At 41.3% G+C, this 21050-nt stretch carries 18 protein-coding genes, 6 pseudogenes and 1 riboswitch; of the genes and pseudogenes, 18 read left to right on the top strand and 6 right to left on the bottom strand.

What is annotated here, in order from left to right; all coding sequences use genetic code 11:
• Nucleotides 1–187: 187 nt before the first annotated feature.
• The 4 genes from JCM21738_RS04540 (at nucleotide 188) to JCM21738_RS24185 (ending at nucleotide 2735) form a co-directional block, all read left to right on the top strand.
• Nucleotides 188–613, top strand: coding sequence for a VOC family protein (locus JCM21738_RS04540; RefSeq protein ID WP_023614719.1), 426 nt, complete (start codon nucleotides 188–190; stop codon nucleotides 611–613).
• A gap of 272 nt (nucleotides 614–885) precedes the next feature.
• Entirely contained in the window at nucleotides 886–1632 is a 747-nt protein-coding gene (locus JCM21738_RS04535) for an SDR family NAD(P)-dependent oxidoreductase (RefSeq protein WP_023614718.1), read from the top strand.
• A 103-nt stretch (nucleotides 1633–1735) separates the two neighbouring features.
• Complete coding sequence (locus JCM21738_RS04530; protein ID WP_052019560.1) at nucleotides 1736–2434, top strand: lysozyme family protein; 699 nt, start codon at nucleotides 1736–1738, stop codon at nucleotides 2432–2434.
• Between the two features lie 151 nt (nucleotides 2435–2585).
• Nucleotides 2586–2735 carry a hypothetical protein gene (locus tag JCM21738_RS24185; protein WP_023614716.1) on the top strand — a complete coding sequence of 50 codons (150 nt, stop codon included), beginning with the start codon at nucleotides 2586–2588 and terminating at the stop codon, nucleotides 2733–2735.
• 43 nt (nucleotides 2736–2778) lie between these two features.
• Here the strand turns inward: JCM21738_RS24185 and JCM21738_RS04525 are convergent, their stop codons facing one another.
• Nucleotides 2779–3414, bottom strand: a complete 636-nt coding sequence (locus JCM21738_RS04525) for an FMN-dependent NADH-azoreductase (RefSeq protein WP_023614715.1) — start codon at nucleotides 3412–3414, stop codon at nucleotides 2779–2781.
• A gap of 252 nt (nucleotides 3415–3666) precedes the next feature.
• Here JCM21738_RS04525 and sirA point away from each other — a divergent pair, with 252 nt between their 5' ends.
• Both sirA and JCM21738_RS04515 read left to right on the top strand, forming a co-directional pair.
• Nucleotides 3667–4107, top strand: a complete 441-nt coding sequence (gene sirA / locus JCM21738_RS04520) for a sporulation inhibitor of replication protein SirA (protein ID WP_023614714.1) — start codon at nucleotides 3667–3669, stop codon at nucleotides 4105–4107.
• A 160-nt stretch (nucleotides 4108–4267) separates the two neighbouring features.
• Complete coding sequence (locus tag JCM21738_RS04515; RefSeq protein WP_023614713.1) at nucleotides 4268–4483, top strand: YneF family protein; 216 nt, start codon at nucleotides 4268–4270, stop codon at nucleotides 4481–4483.
• A gap of 262 nt (nucleotides 4484–4745) precedes the next feature.
• Here JCM21738_RS04515 and JCM21738_RS24180 read toward each other — a convergent pair whose 3' ends face one another.
• A complete protein-coding gene (locus JCM21738_RS24180) occupies nucleotides 4746–4907 on the bottom strand; it encodes a hypothetical protein (RefSeq protein ID WP_023614712.1) in 162 nt (53 codons plus the stop codon).
• A 336-nt stretch (nucleotides 4908–5243) separates the two neighbouring features.
• Here JCM21738_RS24180 and JCM21738_RS04510 point away from each other — a divergent pair.
• Nucleotides 5244–6541, top strand: a pseudogene (locus JCM21738_RS04510) (MFS transporter).
• A 115-nt stretch (nucleotides 6542–6656) separates the two neighbouring features.
• Nucleotides 6657–7298, top strand: coding sequence for a Type 1 glutamine amidotransferase-like domain-containing protein (locus JCM21738_RS04505; protein ID WP_023614709.1), 642 nt, complete (start codon nucleotides 6657–6659; stop codon nucleotides 7296–7298).
• 186 nt (nucleotides 7299–7484) lie between these two features.
• On the opposite strand, the gene JCM21738_RS04500 is transcribed toward JCM21738_RS04505, so the two are convergent.
• The gene (locus JCM21738_RS04500; RefSeq protein ID WP_023614708.1) at nucleotides 7485–7838 is read right to left on the bottom strand and encodes a response regulator transcription factor; all 354 of its coding nucleotides are present in this window, start codon (nucleotides 7836–7838) and stop codon (nucleotides 7485–7487) included.
• A 193-nt stretch (nucleotides 7839–8031) separates the two neighbouring features.
• Here JCM21738_RS04500 and JCM21738_RS04495 point away from each other — a divergent pair, with 193 nt between their 5' ends.
• The 5 genes and pseudogenes from JCM21738_RS04495 to JCM21738_RS04475 all read left to right on the top strand — a co-directional run bounded on the left by JCM21738_RS04495 (nucleotide 8032) and on the right by JCM21738_RS04475 (nucleotide 11938).
• Nucleotides 8032–8673 carry a class I SAM-dependent DNA methyltransferase gene (locus tag JCM21738_RS04495; protein WP_023614707.1) on the top strand — a complete coding sequence of 214 codons (642 nt, stop codon included), beginning with the start codon at nucleotides 8032–8034 and terminating at the stop codon, nucleotides 8671–8673.
• Nucleotides 8674–8701: 28 nt separating this feature from the next.
• On the top strand, nucleotides 8702–9400 hold the full coding sequence (gene mtnN, locus JCM21738_RS04490) for a 5'-methylthioadenosine/S-adenosylhomocysteine nucleosidase (RefSeq protein ID WP_023614706.1): 699 nt from the start codon (nucleotides 8702–8704) through the stop codon (nucleotides 9398–9400).
• Nucleotides 9400–9866, top strand: a pseudogene (locus JCM21738_RS04485) (S-ribosylhomocysteine lyase). The gene mtnN and the pseudogene JCM21738_RS04485 overlap by 1 nt, the downstream one beginning before the upstream one ends.
• 15 nt (nucleotides 9867–9881) lie before the next feature.
• A complete protein-coding gene (locus tag JCM21738_RS04480; protein WP_023614704.1) occupies nucleotides 9882–10805 on the top strand; it encodes a PLP-dependent cysteine synthase family protein in 924 nt (307 codons plus the stop codon).
• Nucleotides 10806–11938, top strand: a pseudogene (locus JCM21738_RS04475) (bifunctional cystathionine gamma-lyase/homocysteine desulfhydrase).
• A gap of 137 nt (nucleotides 11939–12075) precedes the next feature.
• Here the strand turns inward: JCM21738_RS04475 and JCM21738_RS04470 are convergent.
• Nucleotides 12076–13384 (bottom strand): annotated as a pseudogene (locus tag JCM21738_RS04470) (nucleobase:cation symporter-2 family protein).
• On the bottom strand, nucleotides 13381–13986 hold the full coding sequence (locus JCM21738_RS04465; RefSeq protein ID WP_023614701.1) for a xanthine phosphoribosyltransferase: 606 nt from the start codon (nucleotides 13984–13986) through the stop codon (nucleotides 13381–13383). The pseudogene JCM21738_RS04470 and the gene JCM21738_RS04465 overlap by 4 nt, the downstream one beginning before the upstream one ends.
• Nucleotides 13987–14114: 128 nt before the next feature.
• Nucleotides 14115–14216: riboswitch (purine riboswitch) on the bottom strand.
• A 197-nt stretch (nucleotides 14217–14413) separates the two neighbouring features.
• Here JCM21738_RS04465 and JCM21738_RS04460 point away from each other — a divergent pair.
• Nucleotides 14414–16162, top strand: coding sequence for an ABC transporter ATP-binding protein (locus JCM21738_RS04460; protein WP_023614700.1), 1749 nt, complete (start codon nucleotides 14414–14416; stop codon nucleotides 16160–16162).
• Between the two features lie 3 nt (nucleotides 16163–16165).
• Nucleotides 16166–17958 (top strand): annotated as a pseudogene (locus JCM21738_RS04455) (ABC transporter ATP-binding protein).
• Between the two features lie 470 nt (nucleotides 17959–18428).
• Here JCM21738_RS04455 and JCM21738_RS04450 read toward each other — a convergent pair.
• On the bottom strand, nucleotides 18429–18599 hold the full coding sequence (locus JCM21738_RS04450) for an aspartyl-phosphate phosphatase Spo0E family protein (RefSeq protein WP_023614697.1): 171 nt from the start codon (nucleotides 18597–18599) through the stop codon (nucleotides 18429–18431).
• A 302-nt stretch (nucleotides 18600–18901) separates the two neighbouring features.
• Between JCM21738_RS04450 and JCM21738_RS04445 the strand changes: the two genes are divergently transcribed.
• From JCM21738_RS04445 to JCM21738_RS04435, 3 genes and pseudogenes are all read left to right on the top strand, one after another.
• Nucleotides 18902–19609, top strand: coding sequence for a cytochrome c biogenesis CcdA family protein (locus tag JCM21738_RS04445; protein ID WP_023614696.1), 708 nt, complete (start codon nucleotides 18902–18904; stop codon nucleotides 19607–19609).
• 185 nt (nucleotides 19610–19794) lie between these two features.
• On the top strand, nucleotides 19795–20154 hold the full coding sequence (locus JCM21738_RS04440; protein WP_023614695.1) for a response regulator: 360 nt from the start codon (nucleotides 19795–19797) through the stop codon (nucleotides 20152–20154).
• 84 nt (nucleotides 20155–20238) lie between these two features.
• Nucleotides 20239–20708, top strand: a pseudogene (locus tag JCM21738_RS04435) (CcdC family protein).
• Nucleotides 20709–21050: the final 342 nt, after the last annotated feature.

Genomic DNA, 21050 nt, shown 5'->3' with positions numbered 1-21050 from the left:
ATCCAAATTAGTAAATTACAAAAAATGTTTAGGTGCAGCCTAAACGGTAAACAGCCTTGTTCTTTTAGTTAAAAAACAGGATTAATCTCGCTACCATGAGGGTATTATAAGACATTGTTTTATAATTAAAAATGTGGTAAAATCATAAAAACGAACAGATGTTCTTTTTATAAAAAGGGGTGCTGTCATGATAACAGGTATTGTTCCTTATCTAGTAACAAATGGAAACGGTCAGGAGGCCGTGAAGTTTTATCAATCCGCATTAGGCGCAGAGGTAATCAGTCTGCAAACATTTGGTGAGATGCCTCCCAATCCAGAATATCCGCTTCCTGAAGAAGCAAAAGATCGGGTCTTGAATGCACAATTGAAAATTGGCAATGCCAGCTTAATGTTATCCGATACTTTCCCCGGCCATCCATATCAACTTGGATCCCAGGTAACGATTGCAATTATGGTGAATGATGCTTCAGAAGCAAAAGGAATTTTTGAGAAGCTGCAGGTGGATGGAAAGGTTACAATGCCTATGCAGAAAACCTTCTGGAGTCCTGCTTATGGACAGGTGACTGATAAGTTTGGAGTAGAGTGGCAAGTATCAACAGATGTGAAGAAATGATCCTGAGCTGGACTGTTAAGGCAGTCTGGCTTCTTTTACTTTATAAGAAAGCATAAACTTTTTACACTTTGATTAGTGCCTAGCTCCAGCGCCTAGCCCCTCGAGACGCTTCGGTCCGCCCAATGAAGTCAAAGAGCGACTTCACTGGTCGGCCCTCCAGCGCTTGTCGGGGCTGACCAAGGCGCTTGCGCTTTTCTAAATTACAAGGATTGAAATGATAATCGATGTGGAATCAATAATATTAATAATTTCGCTTAATAGGAGGTAATGGAATGCCAGGTAAGTTTGAAGGAAAGACGGTCATCATAACCGGTGGATCAAATGGGATAGGCAAAGGAATTGCCGAAGCATTTGCAATTGAGAAAGCAAATGTTTGTATTGCGGATATAGATGAAACAAAGGGGAAAGAATTGATTTTCAGAGTAAAAGAGTTAGATGGACAAGCTTCCTTTTACAAAACAGATGTCAGGATAGAAAAGGATCTTGTCAGCCTGGTGGATCATGTTATGCATGATTTCGGGCAAATTGATGTATTAATCAACAATGCTGGGGTTTCAAGATTCAAGCCTTTATTTGAGCTGACGACTGCCGAGTGGGAGGATGTCGTGTTTACCAATCTCAGGAGTGTTTTCATCGGTTCACGTGAAGCTGCCCGCAGGATGGAGGCAGGAGGCCGGATCATCAATATTGCTTCTACAAGAGCAACCATGTCTGAGCCAAACTCAGAAGCTTATGCTTCATCCAAAGGAGGGATCCTTGCATTGACCCATGCCCTGGCAGCTTCACTTCAAGAGAAGGGAATCACGGTCAACTCGATAAGTCCTGGCTGGATTCAAACAGAGGACTATGACGAGCTCAGGGAGAAAGATCATCTTCAGCATTGGTCCAACCGTGTTGGTAAGCCAGACGACATAGCAAAAGCCTGCCTCTATTTAGCTGACCCAGATAACGATTTTATAAATGGACAAGACCTGGTCATCGATGGTGGAATGACACGTAAAATGATTTATGAAGAATGATTAAATGGGAGGGAGGTGCAAAAATGATTGCGGCTCCCTTTCAACTTTTAATATTTTTTTATAGAATAGGAGGAAGAGAAAGTACGCAATTGGGAGAGAAGTAATGGATGAAATACACGAAAAAAAAGCCCCAAAAGAAAAAGCAAGTCCAGAGAAACTTCAATCTGGCAATCTTATTATTTATTGCTTCATTGGTTTTTTCCTGCTTGATAGATTCCTGGATTTATATAATCAGAGTTTCAAAAAAATGAAAATGGGTGTGAATAGTTCAATTGGAGAAGTTGCCAAGTATACTCCGATGATTGAGGAAGAACTGAAAAAGGTTGGGCTGGACGGACATACCGTCACAGTCGCAGCTTTAATGATGCAGGAAAGCCGGGGAAAGGGCGGGGATCCTATGCAAGCCTCTGAATCTGCTGGCCTTGCACCAAATACGATTCAGGATCCTAAACAAAGCGTCCAACAAGGTGTAAAGTACTTCAATCGAGTTGTAGAATATGGAAATAAGAAGCAGGTGGACTTCCCGACAATCATCCAGTCATACAATATGGGAATCGGCTATATTGATTTCGTAGCTAAAAACGGCGGGAAGCACAGCGAGGAGCTGGCAAAGCAATTTTCAATGATTCAGGTTGAAAAAAATCCGCAAACATATAACTGCGGCGGTGATAAGAACAATTTCCGTTATCCATATTGCTATGGTGATTTTACCTATAGCACAAAGGTAGCAAAACATATGGAATCAATTACGGTCAGTAATCCAGCTAATTTAAACGAGGCAAGTACGAAGCGTTCTTTTTAAATTCATTGATAAGTCAACCAGTCCAAACATCCGAATATTCGGGTGTTTTTTTGTTGAAGAAAATTTTTCGAATAAAGCAGGAAAAAAAGAATGAACACGGTAAATATATTAGTAACAAATACCCATACTAATAATCAGGAGGTGTGTTTAAATGTTTGAATATGGAAAGGACATTCCACTGGACGGTGCGGCAGTAAATCAGGCGTCCCAACAAGGGAACTCTGAAGAACAGGCAATCTCAGAAGGTGCTGTTTACAGTTTTGATCATCGCAAAGACATTCCGTTGGACGGAGTAAAATAATTCATTCAGTAAAAAAGCCTGAAAACAGGCTTTTTTTACTGGGTTAAAATTGTTTAGCAAGCTCGTTCGCGCGTTGAATTGCTTGTTGTTTGATGTCCTGTGCTTTATCTGGTGTAGCTGCCATACCTTCTACCGCCAGTGTTTCAACATCAGTCACACCCATAAAGGCAAGAACTGCACGAAGATAACGGTCGCCAAATTCCAGGTCTTTAGCTGGGCTCTCAGAGTATACACCACCGCGTGCCTGGATATGGAGGGCTTTTTTACCACCTAGCAAACCAACCGGTCCTTCTGCCGTATACTTAAATGTCTTACCAGCGATCGCAATATTGTCAATGTAGGCTTTCATTTTTGGAGGGAAGCTGAAATTCCATAAAGGAGTCGCAAAGATGTACTTATCTCCTGCGATAAATTGGTCTGTCAGTTGATTAATGGCGCTGACTTTTTGTTTTTCATCGTCACTAAGCTGTTCGAAAGCTGATCCTTGCTGTAATTTGCCCCAGCCGCTGAAAACATCTGTATCAATGAATGGAACATCCATTTTATAAAGGTCCAATCTGACGACCTCATCTTCAGGGTTGTTTTCACGGTAAGCTTTAATGAACTCCTCCCCAACCGATAAACTAAACGATTCTTCAACCGGTTTTGGATTCGCTGTAATATAAAGTACTGTAGCCATGCATAGTCATCCTTTCTCTTTCTGATTAACATTGATATATTCCCCTGATTACAACCTAGTATTCCTTTTCTTGCATGAAAAGTTGTTAATTTTCTAATTCCGTGACAACTGAATTTTGGGATTTTATAATGAAAAAGTAAGAAAGTTTTGAATTCGACATAATTAGTGGATTTTTCGGCATCTTTAGACAAACGCTGACTGAACGTTTTCCTATAATAAAGACAAAAGCTTGTCTGCAGAGGAGGGGATCATTTGAGATCCTACCAGCTATATCTAATAGAAGATGAATTTGCCTCCCATTATTTCGGAAGAGAACGGATGTTTTATCAATTGTTTTTGGAATATAGTCAAGCAAACAACGATTTGAAATCTATCATTGCAAAGCAAGTCAAGTTCGTTACAAAATCCATTCCTGTGCTTCGTATCCATCAGCTTCTGCATCAACAGCTTTCCAAGTCTAAAGGTTTTCATGTTGAGGACGGCATATATATTTATGAAAATAACATAAATAACAGTTCAGCCACACTCAGAGTGCATGAGAGATGGCTGGAGTTGGATTCCCATGGACAAGTCGACGCGGAAACTGTCTTTTTTGAAATCCTCCGGAAATGTGAATCATCATTCCTGGCTATCGATCTTGATTCGAATAAATATGGCTGGCTCAAGCCGATTAAAGAACGAAAATATGTATAATGAAGGTAGAGGCACTAGTTGCTGATGCTCATTCATGGCTGATAAATGCAAAAAGTTTTGAAAATGAATTGATTTAATAGAGAAAAAAACCTGCAGATATTGTATAATAACTGTTGGTTTAGTACACTGTATGTTAGACAACATGAAGGAGGAAGTTTTTATGTGGGAGTATATTCTAGTTGGTATACTGGCACTAATTGTCGGTGTAGCACTAGGATTTTTCATTGCTCGTAAATACATGGAGAGCTACTTGAAGAAAAATCCGCCAATCAACGAACAAATGCTTAAAATGATGATGATGCAGATGGGTATGAAACCATCCCAGAAGAAAATCAATCAAATGATGTCAGCAATGAACAAGCAGACAGGAAAATAATAAAGGACAAGCACTCATTCTTCAGCGATGGGTGCTTTTCTTATTTGTAGAGTCTCTTTTAGACATTTTAATGGGTGGATGAAATTAAAATGTCTAAGAAGAAGGTTTTAATGGACATTTTGAGGTGTGGAATGGATTGAAATGTCTAAGAAAGTGGGTTTAATGGACATTTTGTAGCGTGGAATGAATTGAAATGTCTAAGAAGAACTAAATACATTGCTTTCATTAAAATGACTAGATAAAAATAACGCCGGAAATGGCGTTATTTTTGCTTCTTTGCTTTATCTCCAACCTTATTTTTAGTGCCTTGCTGAAAAATCGAATCGAAAAATTCGTCCGCAGTTTCCATTACGCCTCCATGAAGCTGGCCGTCAGCACCGACTTTATTCTTATCACCTTTAACTGGATTATGGATTCTTACCATAGAAAATACACCTCCTATAATTAGGCTTTGTTATCAAAGATCAAAATAACCAGGCGAACAGCAAATGTTAAACACTGGCAGGACATCTGTTGGCAAATACAGAATAAGAAAACTAAGGAATTTCAAAAAGGGGAATATATATGTATCAATATTTCAACGGACTTGCCAAACCTTCCATTTTCCTAACAGACACAGATTCTGCCGTAATCGATGTGGGCATGCTGAGGAAAGATTTAGAAGCAGAGCTGGGGAAGTATTGAATTTAAAACATATCCAAATTATACCCAATATGGTATAATTGCATCATCTTGATTTAAGAAAGAGAGAGCTGAAAAAATGTCACGTCAAACTGATGATGCAGCAGCTTTGGAGAGTCAACCAGAGTGGCTGCAAGCATATGTAGAATCACCTGAAAAACAAAAAGCTCTATATAAAAGAACATTATTAATAGTTGTTTTCTCCCAGATTTTTGGGGGTGCAGGTCTTGCTGCAGGCATAACTGTGGGGGCGCTCTTGGCTAAAGATATGCTTGGCACAGATAGTGTTGCCGGTCTTCCGATAGCCCTGTTCACCCTGGGATCTGCTGGAGCGGCTCTCGTAGTCGGACGCCTTTCACAACGCTATGGCAGGCGCGCGGGCCTTGCTTCAGGATTTCTAACAGGCGGAATTGGCGCCATTGGGGTAATCATTGCAGCGATAACGAACAACATCTTCTTGCTTTTTGCGGCGCTTTTAATATACGGTGCCGGAAGTGCGACAAATTTACAGGCGCGGTATGCAGGGACAGACCTGGCCAGTTCTAAACAGCGTGCCACAGCAGTCAGTATCGCGATGGTGTCCACGACGCTTGGTGCTGTAGCTGGTCCTAATCTTGTCGAGGCAATGGGGGAGTTTGCCATATCCATAGGGTTACCGGCTTTGTCCGGACCATTCATTCTCGCAGCCGCAGCTTATATCGTTGCTGGATTAGTATTATTGTTTTTTCTTCGCCCAGATCCGTTTGTGGTGGCAAGGGCGATTGCCTTGGCAGAACGGAATGCTAAAGCCAGCTCTCCTGATTATGTAGAGGAAGAACTCGTAACGGACAAGAGGGGTATCGGAGTTGCCGCCCTTATAATGGTCCTCACGCAAATGGTGATGGTAGCGATCATGACGATGACTCCGGTGCATATGGGCCACCATGGACACGGTTTAAGCGCTGTTGGAATGGTAATTGGGTTCCATATTGGGGCTATGTATTTGCCTTCTTTATTGACTGGTGTACTTGTTGATAAAATCGGTCGTGCCACAATGGCGGTGGCTTCAGGAGTTACTCTTTTGATTTCCGGGATTATAGCTGCTGTTGCTCCTGGTGAATCCATGTTTTGGATTACCCTTGCACTCATTCTTCTCGGCCTCGGATGGAACTTTGGCCTAATCAGTGGAACCGCACTGCTTGTCGATGCGACAAATCCAACGAACCGCGCAAAAATGCAAGGAACTGTGGATGTGACGGTCGCGTTGTCTGGAGCCACGGGCGGGATGCTTTCCGGGATGGTTGTTGCAAATTCAAGCTTTGCCTTTTTGTCGCTGGCAGGAGGGTACTATCCTTAGTTTTAATACCATTTGTAATTTGGTCAAATAAAAAGGAATAGTTTATCTATAGAGTCTGGATGATACCAGGCTCTTTTTATTTGGCTCTTTTGCAGGTTTTTACTGTTTCATTAGCGAACTTATCATGATGAAAATTTGCAGAAAGAGTTGGTCTGTATGAGTAAACTAGTGCTGTTGAATGATTTAAGAAATATGAATCCTGCGTTAAAAAACAGAATCAAGGAATTAACAGGTTCAAAGCCTTTTAAGTTAGCTTATATCCCATCGCGAACTGATAAAGAAAGATGGTATTTTGAAAAGGCCAGGCCGGAGTTAACGGGTTTGGGTTTTACTGACTTCTTTTATTTTGACGTAGACCAGGAGTATGAGGAATCACAGCTGGAGGAGTTCAAAAGCTGTGACGGCATTTTTCTGTCAGGGGAGAATACATATCTATTTTTGAAAAACCTGCAGGAGAGGAACATCATTAGCTTTATTAAAGAAATGGTACAGGAAGGGAAACCTTTAATCGGAGTGAGTGCGGGAAGCATGATCATGTCCAAAACGATCAAGATCGCCACGTTTCATGATGAAAATGAAGTTCAGTTAAATGAATTAAATGGGTTAGGCCTGGTGGGTTTTGAGTTTATGCCACATTGGAACAGAGAAAAACATCAGCTGGATAGATTATTAAAATATTCCCTCCTACAGGAAGAAAGTATTTATACTTGCGACGATGGCGATGGAATTGTCATTGATGGAGATACAATCGAGTTTTATGGAGAAATAAAAGAAATCCTAAAAGGTGAATTGTTATAAATTCAAAAAAATGCATGCTATACAATGCTCTATCGGACAAACAGAAGGCGGAAACCGAGAAAAGTGTCCGATAGAAGAGCTCTATCGGACAAATCGCAGACGGAAAGCAGAAAAAATGTCCGATAGAATAGCTCTATCGGACAATCAAAGGTCGGAAATCAAAAAAGTGTCCGATAGAGGCCTAAACTATAACAGCTCTTTAATTTTCGAAACTACATCCTTCGGGCTGAATGGCTTCAAAATGTATTCGCTGGCCCCTAATTCTTCTCCTCGTTTGAGGTCGTGAGCTTCGCCTTTAGCAGAAAGCATGATCACGGGTGTGTCTTTAGTTTTCCTGAGTTCCTCCAAAACTGAGAAACCGTTTCTTCCTGGCATTAAAATGTCAAGAATGATTATATCAAAGGAATCTTGTAACGCTTTCTCCAAAGCTTCATCGCCATTGTCCGCGACTTCCACATCAAATGCTTCTCTTTCTAAGTACATCTTTAATAAATGGCTAATTCTTTGCTCATCCTCAGCAACTAGCACTCTCTTCCCCATGTTTTCCCCCTGAAATGTCTTTGTTTATAGTAAGTATACACTATTGTTGAGTTGTTTTCTTCAATGCTAAGGCAATTTAATTCCGATAAAATAAATTGATTTAGAAAATTGAGTGTGCTAATATGTGACCTATAATATTTTAATTCATACTATACGTATAGGAATTATAATAATTAAAAAGCGGGTGAATATTTTGGGCAGAGAATTTATCCCCTTGTTTGACGAATGGGCAGAGTTTTACGACGAAACGGTTTCTGGGCAAGACGCTGAATATAAAGAGGTTTTTGAAAATTACGAGGATATTTTAGATTTAGTAGCTCGAAAGTCAAAGGGTAGGGTACTTGAATTTGGTGTTGGGACAGGGAATCTTACCGAAAAACTAATCGGCTTGGGCAGAGAAGTTTATGGTGTGGAGCCTTCAAAAGTCATGAGGGAAAAAACGAAGGCTCGGTTCATGAATCTAGAATTATACGATGGAGATTTTATTCAATTTCCAAATCTTCCTGGAAAAATAGACTCTATTGTCAGTACCTATGCATTTCATCATTTAACTGATGATGAAAAGGAAACCGCGATAAAGCTATACAGCGAAATGTTAGAACCAGGTGGGAAAATTGTATTTGCGGATACTGCTTTTTTAAATGAAAGAGACCGTAATGAAAGGCATAGGATAGTAAAGGAACAAGGGTACGAGAATCTCCTTAAGGATCTGCAGAGGGAGCACTATACGACTCTTGAGATATTAAAGCAGATCTTCGAGATACATGGTTTCCAGGTTAATTTTGAAAAGTTGAACTCCTTCGTTTGGCTAATGGAAGCCGTGAAAGAAAAATAAAATAAAGATAGTATGGGGGAGAGGCACGATGAGAGTTGGGATTATCGGTGCAATGGATGAAGAAGTAGATTTGCTTCGCAGTAAACTCAAAAACAGGGAAGATATCTATCTTGCTGGAAGTGAATTTTATCAAGGAGAGATTGATAGCTTGCAAGTGGTCCTGCTGAAGTCAGGAATCGGCAAAGTAAATGCTGCAATGGGTACAGCAATCCTTATTGATAAATTCCAACCCGATGTCATCATCAATACAGGTTCTGCAGGCGGTTTTCACAAAAACCTTAATGTCGGTGATGTCGTCATCTCAACAGAAGTAAGGCATCACGATGTCGATGTCACAATCTTTGGATACGAATATGGCCAGGTACCAAGGATGCCTGCTTACTTCGCCCCAGATGAAAAGCTTGTCACAGTCGCGTTAAGGAGTGCTGAAAAGATTGATGGCATTCAGATTGTTAAAGGCTTGATCGCTTCTGGTGATTCCTTCATGAATGACCCGGAGAGGGTAGAGTTTATCAGGGCAAAGCTGCCTGATTTGTATGCAGCAGAAATGGAAGCAGCAGCAATCGCCCAGGTAGCTCATCAATTCGAAGTCCCATTTGTTATTATCAGGTCGCTTTCCGATATTGCAGGGAAAGATTCAAACATTTCGTTTGATCAATTCCTTGAAACGGCCGCAAAAAATTCAGCAGAACTGATTTTACTAATGTTAGAGGAGTTGAAAAAGTAATGGTAAAGAAAATGAATGTTGAAAGCTTTAATTTAGATCACACGAAGGTGGCCGCACCATATATCCGTTTAGCAGGTACAACACAAGGAGCAAGTGGCGATGTCATCCATAAGTATGATATCCGATTCTGCCAGCCGAACAAGGAGCATATGGAGATGCCAGGACTTCATTCTCTTGAACACTTAATGGCTGAAAATATTCGTAATCATCATGCCAGTGTAGTAGACATTAGTCCAATGGGCTGCCAGACGGGGTTTTATTTATCGGTGATCAACATGATGATTATGACAATATTCTTGAAGTGTTAGAAAAAACTCTGAATGATGTGCTAGAGGCAGATGAGGTACCTGCCTGCAATGAAATTCAGTGCGGATGGGCTGCAAGCCACAGCCTTGAGGGAGCAAAAGAAATTGCAGCGAAAATGCTGGCAAAGAAAGATGAGTGGCGCCAGGTATTTGCTGAATAAGGGGAGTTAAATGCAATGACGGTTTACCGCAGTATCCATGAAATAATTGGCCATACACCCATGGTTGAACTTACCCAATTCCATATGCCTAGCGATGTCCGTTTATATGCAAAGCTGGAATACTTAAATCCAGGAGGCAGCATTAAAGACCGACTGGGATTAGAGTTGATCGACGAGGCTTTCCGTACAGGCAAACTGGTTAAAGGCGGTACATTAATTGAGCCAACTGCAGGAAATACAGGGATTGGTCTGGCGATGGCAGCGATCAACAAAGGTATTGATGTAATTTTTGTAGTGCCAGAAAAATTCAGCATTGAAAAACAGACGGTAATGAGGGCCCTCGGCGCTACCATCGTCCATACGCTTACTTCGGAAGGGATGTCTGGAGCAATCCGCAAGACTGAACAATTGCTGAAAGAAATTCCTAATTCCTACTCACCATCCCAATTTTCCAATCCGTCAAATCCAGAAACTTATTATAAAACTTTGGGACCTGAGATTTGGCAAGACGTAGATGGTGAGATTGATATTTTCGTAGCTGGTGCTGGTACCGGAGGAACATTCATGGGTACTGCGAAGTTTTTAAAAGAAAAAAATCCAATGATAAAGACCGTTATTGTTGAACCGGAAGGATCGATTCTAAACGGAGGCCAGTCAGGTCCCCATAAAACAGAAGGAATCGGAATGGAATTCCTTCCGCCATATATGGATTCTGCTTTCTTTGACGAAATCTATACCATTTCCGATAAAGATGCATTTGACACCGTGAAGGAACTCGCGGCTAGAGAGGGAATACTCGCTGCAAGTTCATCTGGCGCAGCTCTTCACGCAGCTTTGCAAGAAGCACGTAAAGCCCCTCCTGGCACAAACATCGTTACGATCTTCCCAGACGGAAGTGAAAGATATCTTAGCAAAAAAATATACGAGGGGGGAATTTAAATGAAACGCAAAACAAAAATGATCCATGGCGGTATTCCCGGCGATAAAACTACTGGCGCTGTTTCGTTTCCAATATACCAGGTAAGTACCTACAAACAAGTTGATGTGGGAGTTCATAAGGGCTATGAATATTCAAGGACAGGGAACCCGACGAGGTTTGCCCTGGAAGAGTTAATCAAAGATTTGGAAGAAGGAAAAAGAGGGTTTGCCTTTGGTTCCGGAATGGCGGCAATCTCAGCAGTGATGATGCTCTTTAACTCAGGAGACCATATCATTTTGACAGATGATGTATACGGCGGAACTTACAGGGTTATGAACAAGGTCCTTAACCGAGTCGGAATTGAATCGACATTTGTAGATACAACGGACCTTGAAGCAGTAAAGGCAGCGATTCAGCACAACACCAGGCTCTATATATCGAGACACCAACAAATCCACTTTTAAAAGTAACGGACATTAAGGCATGTGCAGAACTGGCAAAAGAAAATGACTTGCTGACAATCGTGGACAATACCTTCAGCACACCATACTGGCAGACTCCGTTGACCCTGGGTGCTGATATGGTCCTTCATTCTGCGACTAAGTATCTAGGTGGCCACAGCGATGTAGTGGCTGGATTGGTCGTCGTGAATGATGAAAAGCTTGCAGATGATCTTCATTTTGTCCAAAATTCAACCGGAGGGATTTTAGGGCCTCAGGATTCCTGGCTGCTTGTGAGGGGAATCAAAACTTTGGCTCTTCGGATGGAAGCGCATGAGGCGAACACCAAAAAGATCGTCGAGTTTCTAAAGAAACACAAGAGTGTGAAGAAAATTTATTATCCAGGTCTCGAATCTCACCCTCAGCATTCAATCGCCAATGAACAAGCAGGAGGATTCGGAGGCATGGTCAGCTTTGATGTAGGAAGCGGTGAAAAAGCAGCAGAGGTACTGAGCAAGGTAAAATATTTCACCCTTGCTGAAAGTCTTGGAGCAGTAGAAAGTTTAATCTCAGTTCCGGCAAAAATGACCCATGCATCCATCCCGGCTGAGCGCAGAGCTGAATTAGGAATTACAGACGGGTTAATCAGAATTTCGGTTGGAATTGAAGATGCCGAGGACTTAATAGAAGATTTGGAACAGGCATTACAATAGAAGCCACTTGAGCCGATTGGTGACCTAAAATTCGGGATTTTGGAAAAACAGGTCATTAATAGAATAATAGAATGAAAACAGGCACCGGATTTCCTCCGGTGCCTCATTTTCTATGATTCTAAATTGCATTGATATTTTTATGACGCTTTCTGCTCAGTAAACGAAGCTTGCTGGGCTGCTTTATTGCCTTTAAAAACATTGAATACCAGATTCAACACAATAGCAGTTAAACTGCCGGCAACGATTCCGTTATCTGTCAGGATCCGGATGCTGGAAGGCATTTGCGCGAATAATTCCGGCACGGCTGTCACGCCGAGTCCCATCCCAACAGAGCAAGCAATGATTAATAAATTTTCCTGTGATGAGAATTCTACCGCGCTAAGCATTTTGATCCCATAAGCGACAACCATGCCGAACATCGCAACCATAGCACCGCCCAAGACAGGTGTTGGAATGATTGTGGTCAGCGCGCCAATTTTCGGTACGAGCCCCAGCAATACAAGGAATGCGCCTGCTGTGTATATGACATTCTTCGTCTTCACTCCAGATAACTGAAGTAGTCCAACGTTTTGCGAATAGGTGGTATAGGGAAAAGCATTAAAAAATGCTCCGAGGATAATCGCAAGGCCTTCCGCACGGTAGCCACTCGCAAGATCTTTTTCTTCAAGCTTTTCTTCACAAATATCTCCAAGAGCAAAGTATACTCCGGTTGATTCTACAAGACTGACCATCGCTACGAGAATCATAGTCAAGATGGCTGATACTTCAAATGTTGGCAGGCCGAAATAAAAAGGTGCTGGCATATGAAGCCATGATGCTTCCGCAACAGCCGTGAAATTCACCATTCCCATGAAATATGCAACGACCGTCCCTGCACCAAGTCCCAACAATATGGCAATGGCACGAACAAATCCTTTAAAGAAACGGAACAACACAATAATGAACAGTAGAGTACCAAATGCAAGACCGATATTTGTAAGTGAACCAAAGTCCGGGCTGCCCTGTCCACCCGCCATATTATTCATCGCAACAGGAATTAAAGTGATCCCGATGATGGTTACAACAGATCCGGTCACAACTGGAGGGAAAAACTTGACAAGCTTTCCAAAGTACTTTGAAATTGTGACGACAAATATACCTGAGACAAGAATGGAACCGTAAATTGCTGATATACCATATTGTCCGCCAATCGCGATCATCGGCCTACGGCAGTGAAGGTACAGCCCAACACGACAGGCAGGCCGATTCCGAAGAATTTATTGCGCCATACTTGCAAAAGGGTAGCGATACCGCACATGAAAATATCAATCGAAACTAAATAAGTCAACTGTTCTCCTGTTAACCCGAGGCTCCACCAACAATTAGCGGAACAATCACCGCTCCTGCGTACATCGCCAGTACATGCTGAATTCCTAAGGAAGCTATTTTTATTGGATTTTGTTTCATCTCGTCAATTCCACCTTTGTCTCAGTTGTTTGTTGTTCGAAGCTGACTAAGCCATCCTCAAGCGAGTTTATGATCGCTAATGATTCAACCCGATAGCCCTGTCCTCTCAAAAGAGAGCCGCCGTCCTGGAATCCTTTTTCTATCATAATACCGATTCCTGCTATCGATGCTTTTGCCTTGCTGGCTATTTCCACAAGACCAAGTGCCGCTTGTCCGTTTGCGAGGAAATCGTCAATGATCAACACCTTATCGTTTTCCGATATGTACTGATTTGAAACGGAAATTTCGCTTGTTTCTTCCTTTGTAAAAGAGTAGATAGATGCAGTAAACAAATTATTTACAAGAGTTAGAGATTTTCTTTTTCTGGCAAAAACCACTGGTACATTCAGCTGTAGTCCAGTCATCACTGCAGGAGCGATACCTGATGATTCAATCGTCAGTATTTTGGTGATTCCACAATCTTCGAACCGCCTTGCAAATTCCTTTCCGATCTCAGCCATCAGCTGCGGATCAATCTGGTGATTCAGGAATGAATCAACCTTTAATACTGATGATGACAGGACAATTCCTTCGTTTTTGATTTTTTCAATAAGCAGTTCCATTGTATTCCTCCTCTGTAAATGGGGGCTCTAAATACAAAAAAGCCCAAAACATTGCATTCACATCATAAAATGAGTGAAGCAATGGCCTTGGGCTAATAAAAGCTGCGGACAAATAGAGGTTGAGTTGGTCCCCTGCATTGCTCACTCATAGTCGGATCATTTACGGTAATCCGGTAGAAACTTGCAGGCCATATCCCCGCGATTATATGAGTGAATCTATTAATTTATAGATATTATATCACTATTTTAAAATTATACAACAAATAATGTTTAAAAAACCGAACGAATTATTATTAATTTACCTAAATATTCGTCTATTTAAGTTTGATGAAGCAGCTATTCAATATATTCAAAAGAAAAAATCTTCCCCATTTTACAAATATTTGATAAACTATTTAAGCATTTGAGGGGTTTGGGGGATATACATATGAGCGTATTCAAGGATTTATTATGGTATTTCAAGTCGGAGAAAAAGGCTTATCTGACAGGGGTTTCCCTGCTTTTATTTGTGGCATTGCTCCAGCTTGTACCGCCGCGTGTCATTGGAATAATCGTAGATGAAATTACCAATGGTACGCTTACGGCCGGGAAACTTGGAAAATGGATGTTTGTTTTAGCGGCTACTGGCTTGGCGATGTATTCGCTTCGGTATTACTGGCGGATCATGATTTTTGGTTCAGCGGTAAAACTGGCGCGTTTATTAAGGAATCGGCTGTATGCCCATTTCACTAGTATGTCGCAGTCTTTTTACCAGAAGAGAAGGACAGGGGACTTGATGGCTCATGCTACAAATGACCTTTCGGCGATTCAGCAGACAGCAGGCGCAGGTGTCCTGACGTTTGTTGACTCTGTCTCAACCGGCGGCTTTGTCATCATCGCAATGGCAGCGACAATCAGCTGGAAACTGACTTTGATCGCTTTGATTCCAATGCCGTTCATGGCTTTGCTGACAAGCTGGTACGGGACGATGCTTCATAAAAGGTTCCATAAGGCTCAGGAAGCATTCTCTGATTTAAATGACAAGACGCAGGAAAGCATTACAGGAATTAAGGTCATTAAGACATTTGGCCAGGAAAAAGAAGATATTGAGGATTTTCGCAAACAGTCAGAAGATGTTGTGAAAAAGAACATTTCCGTCGCGAAGGTTGATGCTTTATTTGACCCGACGATTTCTATCATTGTTGGCATCTCATTCTTCTTGTCGATTGCTTTTGGGGCAAGGTATGTGATGAACGGTGAACTGACAATTGGACAGCTGGTCTCTTTTACTTCCTACCTTGGCTTGCTGGTTTGGCCGATGCTTGCGTTCGGCTGGTTTTTCAATATTGTAGAACGTGGAAGAGCTTCATACGATCGCGTTTCAGCCTTGCTTGATGAAAAGATCGACATCCAGGACAAACCAGACGCCCTGGACATTGTCCCGAATGGCGACCTTAAATATGATATCGAGTCATTTACCTATCCTGGCGACCAGGAGCCTTTATTAAAGGATATCAATTTTGGTTTAGGGAAAGGGCAGACGCTAGGAATCGTAGGGAAGACAGGAGCAGGTAAAACGACACTATTGAAGCTCCTCATCCGTGAATTCGACCTTTCGAAAGGAAGCATCAGCATTGGCGGCAGGAACATTCAAGACTATAAGATGGATCGATTGAGACAGGCAATTGGATACGTCCCACAGGATCATTTCCTTTTCTCGGCAACTGTCCAGGAGAACATTGCTTTCGCGGATCCTACTGTTGATAAGGAGGTCATCTATAATTCAGCCAGAGTGGCAAACATCCATGATGACATTCTTGAATTTACCGATGGCTATCAAACTGTTGTCGGGGAGCGCGGGGTTTCACTCTCAGGCGGCCAGAAGCAGAGGATTTCGATTGCCCGCGCATTGGTGATGAATCCGGAGATCCTTATCCTTGATGATTCACTATCGGCGGTCGATGCGAAGACCGAGGAACAGATTTTATCAGCATTGAGAGAAAATCGTAAAGATAAGACAACAATTATCACTGCCCACCGCTTAAGTGCCATTCACCATGCTGATCTGATCGTTGTCCTTGAAAATGGGCAGATTGCAGAGCGCGGCACCCACGACCAGCTGATGGAGAACGACGGCTGGTACAAGGATATGTATTTAAGGCAGCAGCTTGAAGAGCTTGTCGAGCAGGGAGGGTAAGTCATGGAAAAAACGCCTGTATTAAACGCTAAAGAGCAGCGTTCTGTGCTGTTCCGGCTTCTTGCTTATGCAAAGCCGCATTTAAAAATGATTTTTGTCGCATTCGGATTCCTGCTGCTCGCCACAATTGGGGACGTTCTCGGACCGATTTTGGTGAAAATTTTTATCGATGATTACCTGAGGGAAGGCTATTTGCCTTTCAAGCCATTATTGATGCTCGGTGCTGCTTATATAGGCATCCAGATCCTCAATGTGCTCGTCTCTTATTATCAGCTTCTGAAGTTCCAGGAAATTGCGCTGAAAATCATCCAGCAAATGAGGATTGATGTATTCACAAAGGTGCAGCAGCTTGGATTGAGATACTTCGATAAGACGCCTGCCGGCTCACTTGTATCCAGAGTGACCAATGATACCGAGGCGATTAAAGATATGTTCGTCAGTGTCATTGCGACTTTTATCCAGAGCGGCTTCTTATTGTTCGGAATATTTGTCGCCATGTTCATCCTGAATGTGAAACTGGCTTTGTTCACAATGCTGATTTTACCATTCATCGTGTTCATCATGAGCTTGTACCGGAAACTGAGCTCGAGGTTTTACCAGGATATGCGTGAACGCCTGAGCCAGCTGAATGCAAAGCTCAGCGAATCACTCCAGGGTATGTCGATCATCCAGATGTTCCGTCAGGAAGAAAGATTGAAAAACGAGTTCGGTGAAATTAACGATAAGCATTTTGACGCGGGTATGAAGAACATCAAGGCAGATGGACTGTTGTTGCGTCCTGCTGTTGATCTTGTCTATACTTTAGCGTTAATCATCGTACTCAGCTTTTTTGGGATTACTTCGTTTGACAGTCCAATTGAAATTGGGGTTCTGTATGCATTCATCAATTACCTTGACCGCTTTTTCGAGCCGGTGAATAATATGATGATGCGACTTTCCATGTACCAGCAGGCGATTGTCGCTGCATCACGTGTATTCAAACTGCTTGATGAAACTGAGCTTGCTCCGGGTCATACTGGAAAAGAAGCTGACAAAATCAATGAAGGAAAGATAGAATTCAAGGATGTCTGTTTTTCCTATGATGGAAAAAGGGATGTCTTGAAAAATATCAGTTTCACCGTGAATCCGGGAGAAACTCTTGCATTTGTAGGCCACACCGGAAGCGGGAAAAGCTCAATCATCAACCTGTTGATGCGTTTCTATGAGTTTGAACGCGGCGATATTTTAATTGATAATCATTCGATAAAAAATTATCCGGTAAAAGAACTGCGCGATAAAATGGGACTTGTGCTACAGGATCCGTTCTTGTTCTACGGAACACTCGGGGATAATATCAGGCTGCACAATAGCGATTTGACGGAAGCAGATATTAGGAGGGCGGCTGAATTTGTCCAGGCGGATTCCTTCATTGAAAAACTTGAAGATGGATATGCACAAAAAGTGACAGAGCGAGGCTCGACTTTTTCGAGCGGGCAGAGGCAATTGATCGCTTTTGCGAGGACAATTGCGGCTAATCCGAAAATCCTTGTGCTGGATGAAGCCACTGCAAATATAGATACGGAAACCGAAGAGGCGATCCAGACCGCACTATCCAAAATGCGCAAAGGCAGGACACGATTGCCATTGCCCACAGGCTGTCGACTATCCAGGATGCTGACCAGATCATCGTCCTCCATCATGGTGAAATAGTTGAACGCGGCACACATCAAGAACTGCTCACTCACCAGGGACTTTACCATAAGATGTTTCTCCTTCAGAATGGTTCAGTAGAACGACTGGAAGATGTGGTTGGGTAAATAATTACATTATGTGAAATGGCGATTACTAAGAGGTAATCGCCTTTATTTTGATTTAAAATAGGAATATATTAATACTATCCTGACTGGCAGGTTAGATCATAACGATAATTAACTATTCTTATCAAGGCAGAAATGAAACTTTTTTGCCTAAAGAATCGTACTATTATCCAATAAAATAATTATTTTTGGGGAAGAGGGAAAAAGATGGGGTTAAAGAGCATGATAAAAAAGGAAATTAAAAAACAAGTGAAGAAGCAAGTAACAAAGAAAGCTGGAAAGAGTGCTGGAAAAATAATCGGAAAAGTAATGAAAAAGTTTTAAGATATGTTTATACAGTGTAGGAAAACCGAGCCATTTTATAAGAGACGTATTGTACAAAGGCGTCATCCAATATAATGAATAGGCAATGAACTGTTTAGATAGACAAAAATAAAACAGCTATAACGCTTATGGCGATTAGCTGTTTTTTAATGGGCTGGTATCTTTTTTATGTAGACGCGGTTATATTCATTTAATAATTCATCCAGTTCCTGGCTATAATGGATGGCAATTGTAGAGCTTAAGCCGTTCTTGGAAGCGATTTGTATCAGTTCTTCGCGTTTTTTCTCAATGAGGGTGATCAGTTGCTCTTTAGACAATGTGAAAATCCTTTCTTGTTTTATCTCTTAGCAGTATATTAAAAATAGTTATGTAAAATCATTATCAAATATAGAAATTATTACAAGTGCTATATTAGTATATAGCATATACTGCCAAATTTCAAAAGAAACATTTGTAAAATATTTTCCTGTAAAAAATATACACCGTCCTTTATTACCCAGTTTTTAAGAAGGTAAACACCTTTTTTATAGAAATTAATAAATTGTTCACAGTTAAACTATAATAATAGTAAATGGTTTTGTTAGAATGGGACTAACGAATATGGACTGGGGATGGAATTATGACAGATGTAAATATTTTCATTGCTATGGGAGCGGGGTTCCTTAGCTTTATTTCTCCATGCTGCTTGCCGCTTTATCCAGCATTTTTATCTTATATTACTGGGATGTCTGTAGGAGAACTAAAGAGCGAAAATGCGATGCTGCAAAGGCGCAGTCTGCTCCATACATTATTTTTCTTGCTGGGCTTTTCGGTGATTTTCATTGCAATTGGCTTCGGGACATCTTTCGTAGGCCAATTCTTCATGCAATACCAGGACCTCATCCGTCAGCTGGGTGCGATTTTTATTGTTGCTTTCGGGTTGATGGTGCTTGGCTTCTTTAAGCCTGAATTCTTGATGAAGGACAGGAAAATAGAATTTAAGAACCGCCCATCTGGGTATTTTGGTTCCTCATTAATCGGTATGGCCTTTGCGGCTGGGTGGACTCCATGTACTGGGCCGATCCTTGCTTCGGTCATCCTGCTTGCAAGCTCAAACCCTGGCTCAGGGATGCTTTATATGATTGCGTATACTCTTGGTTTTGCGATTCCCTTCTTCATTCTGTCATTCTTTATTGGAAAGATGCAGTGGATCCGCAAACACAATGTGAAAATTGTAAAAATCGGCGGCTATATCATGATACTAGTCGGAATCATGTTGTTCTTCGACTGGATGACAAAGCTGATTTCAATTCTATCAATGTTTTTTGGCGATTTTACAGGATTTTAACGAGCATATTAAAGCTTGAGTTCTATAAATCCTATATGAGATTATTTTCATAAGAAATTTTTATATGTGAGAAATTTGTCGGTGTCTTTACATTGAAAATAATGGTTAAATATAGTTATATAGTAATTAAGGGTAAAATTTAACAGATTAATCTATTTGTTGTGATTGTCGGGGAGGATACAGCGATGGCCAGAATTTTGATAGTTGACGACGCAAAATTTATGAGAATCACCTTAACCAATATTCTGAAGAAAGCGAACCACGAAATAGTGGGGGAAGCTGAAAATGGACGTGAAGCAGTCGAGCTGTATCGTGAGCTGAAGCCCGATCTTGTGACAATGGATATTACAATGCCGGAAATGAGCGGACTGGACGCCGTAAAAGAAATCAAAAAGGATTTCAATGATGCAAAAATCATCATGTGCTCAGCGATGGGCCAGCAGAAGATGGTAGTGGATGCGATCGAGGCAGGAGCAAAGGATTTCATTGTAAAGCCATTCGATGATTCACAGGTAGTCGATTCCGTATCAAGAGTGTTAAGATAAAAAACAGCCATTTAAGTCTATCTTAAATGGCTTATTTTCATTATAATAATGTGGAAAACTACTTAATAAGGGATGAAATATAGAATGAATTACGTTCTGGCGTCAACAGTTGGAGCAATTGGCATGGCCATCTTTGTGACATTCATGAGGATGAAAGCAGCCAAAAAACCAGCATCTGCCAAGAAAATTATTTTACCGCCAATCTTTATGAGCACGGGTGCGCTTATGTTCATCTTCCAATATTCCGGGTGCATTTTTTACAGATTATAGAGGCACTTTCGGTAGGAATACTATTCTCAATTCTGCTCATCAAAACCTCGAAATTCGAAGTCAGAGGACGGGAAATATTTCTTAAGAGATCCAAGGCTTTTGCCTTCATTTTAATCGGACTGTTGATTGTACGTGTCATAGCAAAACTGGTACTAAGCAGCACAATTGATTTCGGAGAGATTAGTGGAATGTTCTGGATTCTTGCGTTTGGAATGATTGTCCCGTGGCGAGTCGCTATGTATCTGCAGTTTAAGAAACTTCATAATGAATTGCATAACGGTTAGGAAAAACAAATAAGGATAAATCATGATCCCCTTGCCATTTGGTGAGGGATTTTTGGTGTTTTGGAAATTTTGGATATAAATGTATTGAATGGTATGATGGAAATAGTAGGATTTTCCAAAAAAAGAAAATGGGATTGAAGATAACATTTAATTGACTACTACAGTACGATGAAAAGCTACTAGGTTGGAAGGTGAATGTATTATGTTAAATATCCAGGCTGTTTTTATTGACCGGGATGGCACTCTTGGGGGAAGTGACAAAGTGATTTATCCTGGAGATTTTGAGTTATTCCCCGGTGTCAAGGAATCAATCAAGCTATTAAAACAAAACAATATTTTACC

Origin of the sequence: Mesobacillus boroniphilus JCM 21738, assembly GCF_000517385.1 — a bacterium.
Taxonomy (GTDB): domain Bacteria; phylum Bacillota; class Bacilli; order Bacillales; family Cytobacillaceae; genus Mesobacillus; species Mesobacillus boroniphilus.
The sequence above is the reverse complement of the archived record's forward strand: the minus strand, read 5'-3'. Positions and strand labels throughout refer to the sequence as shown.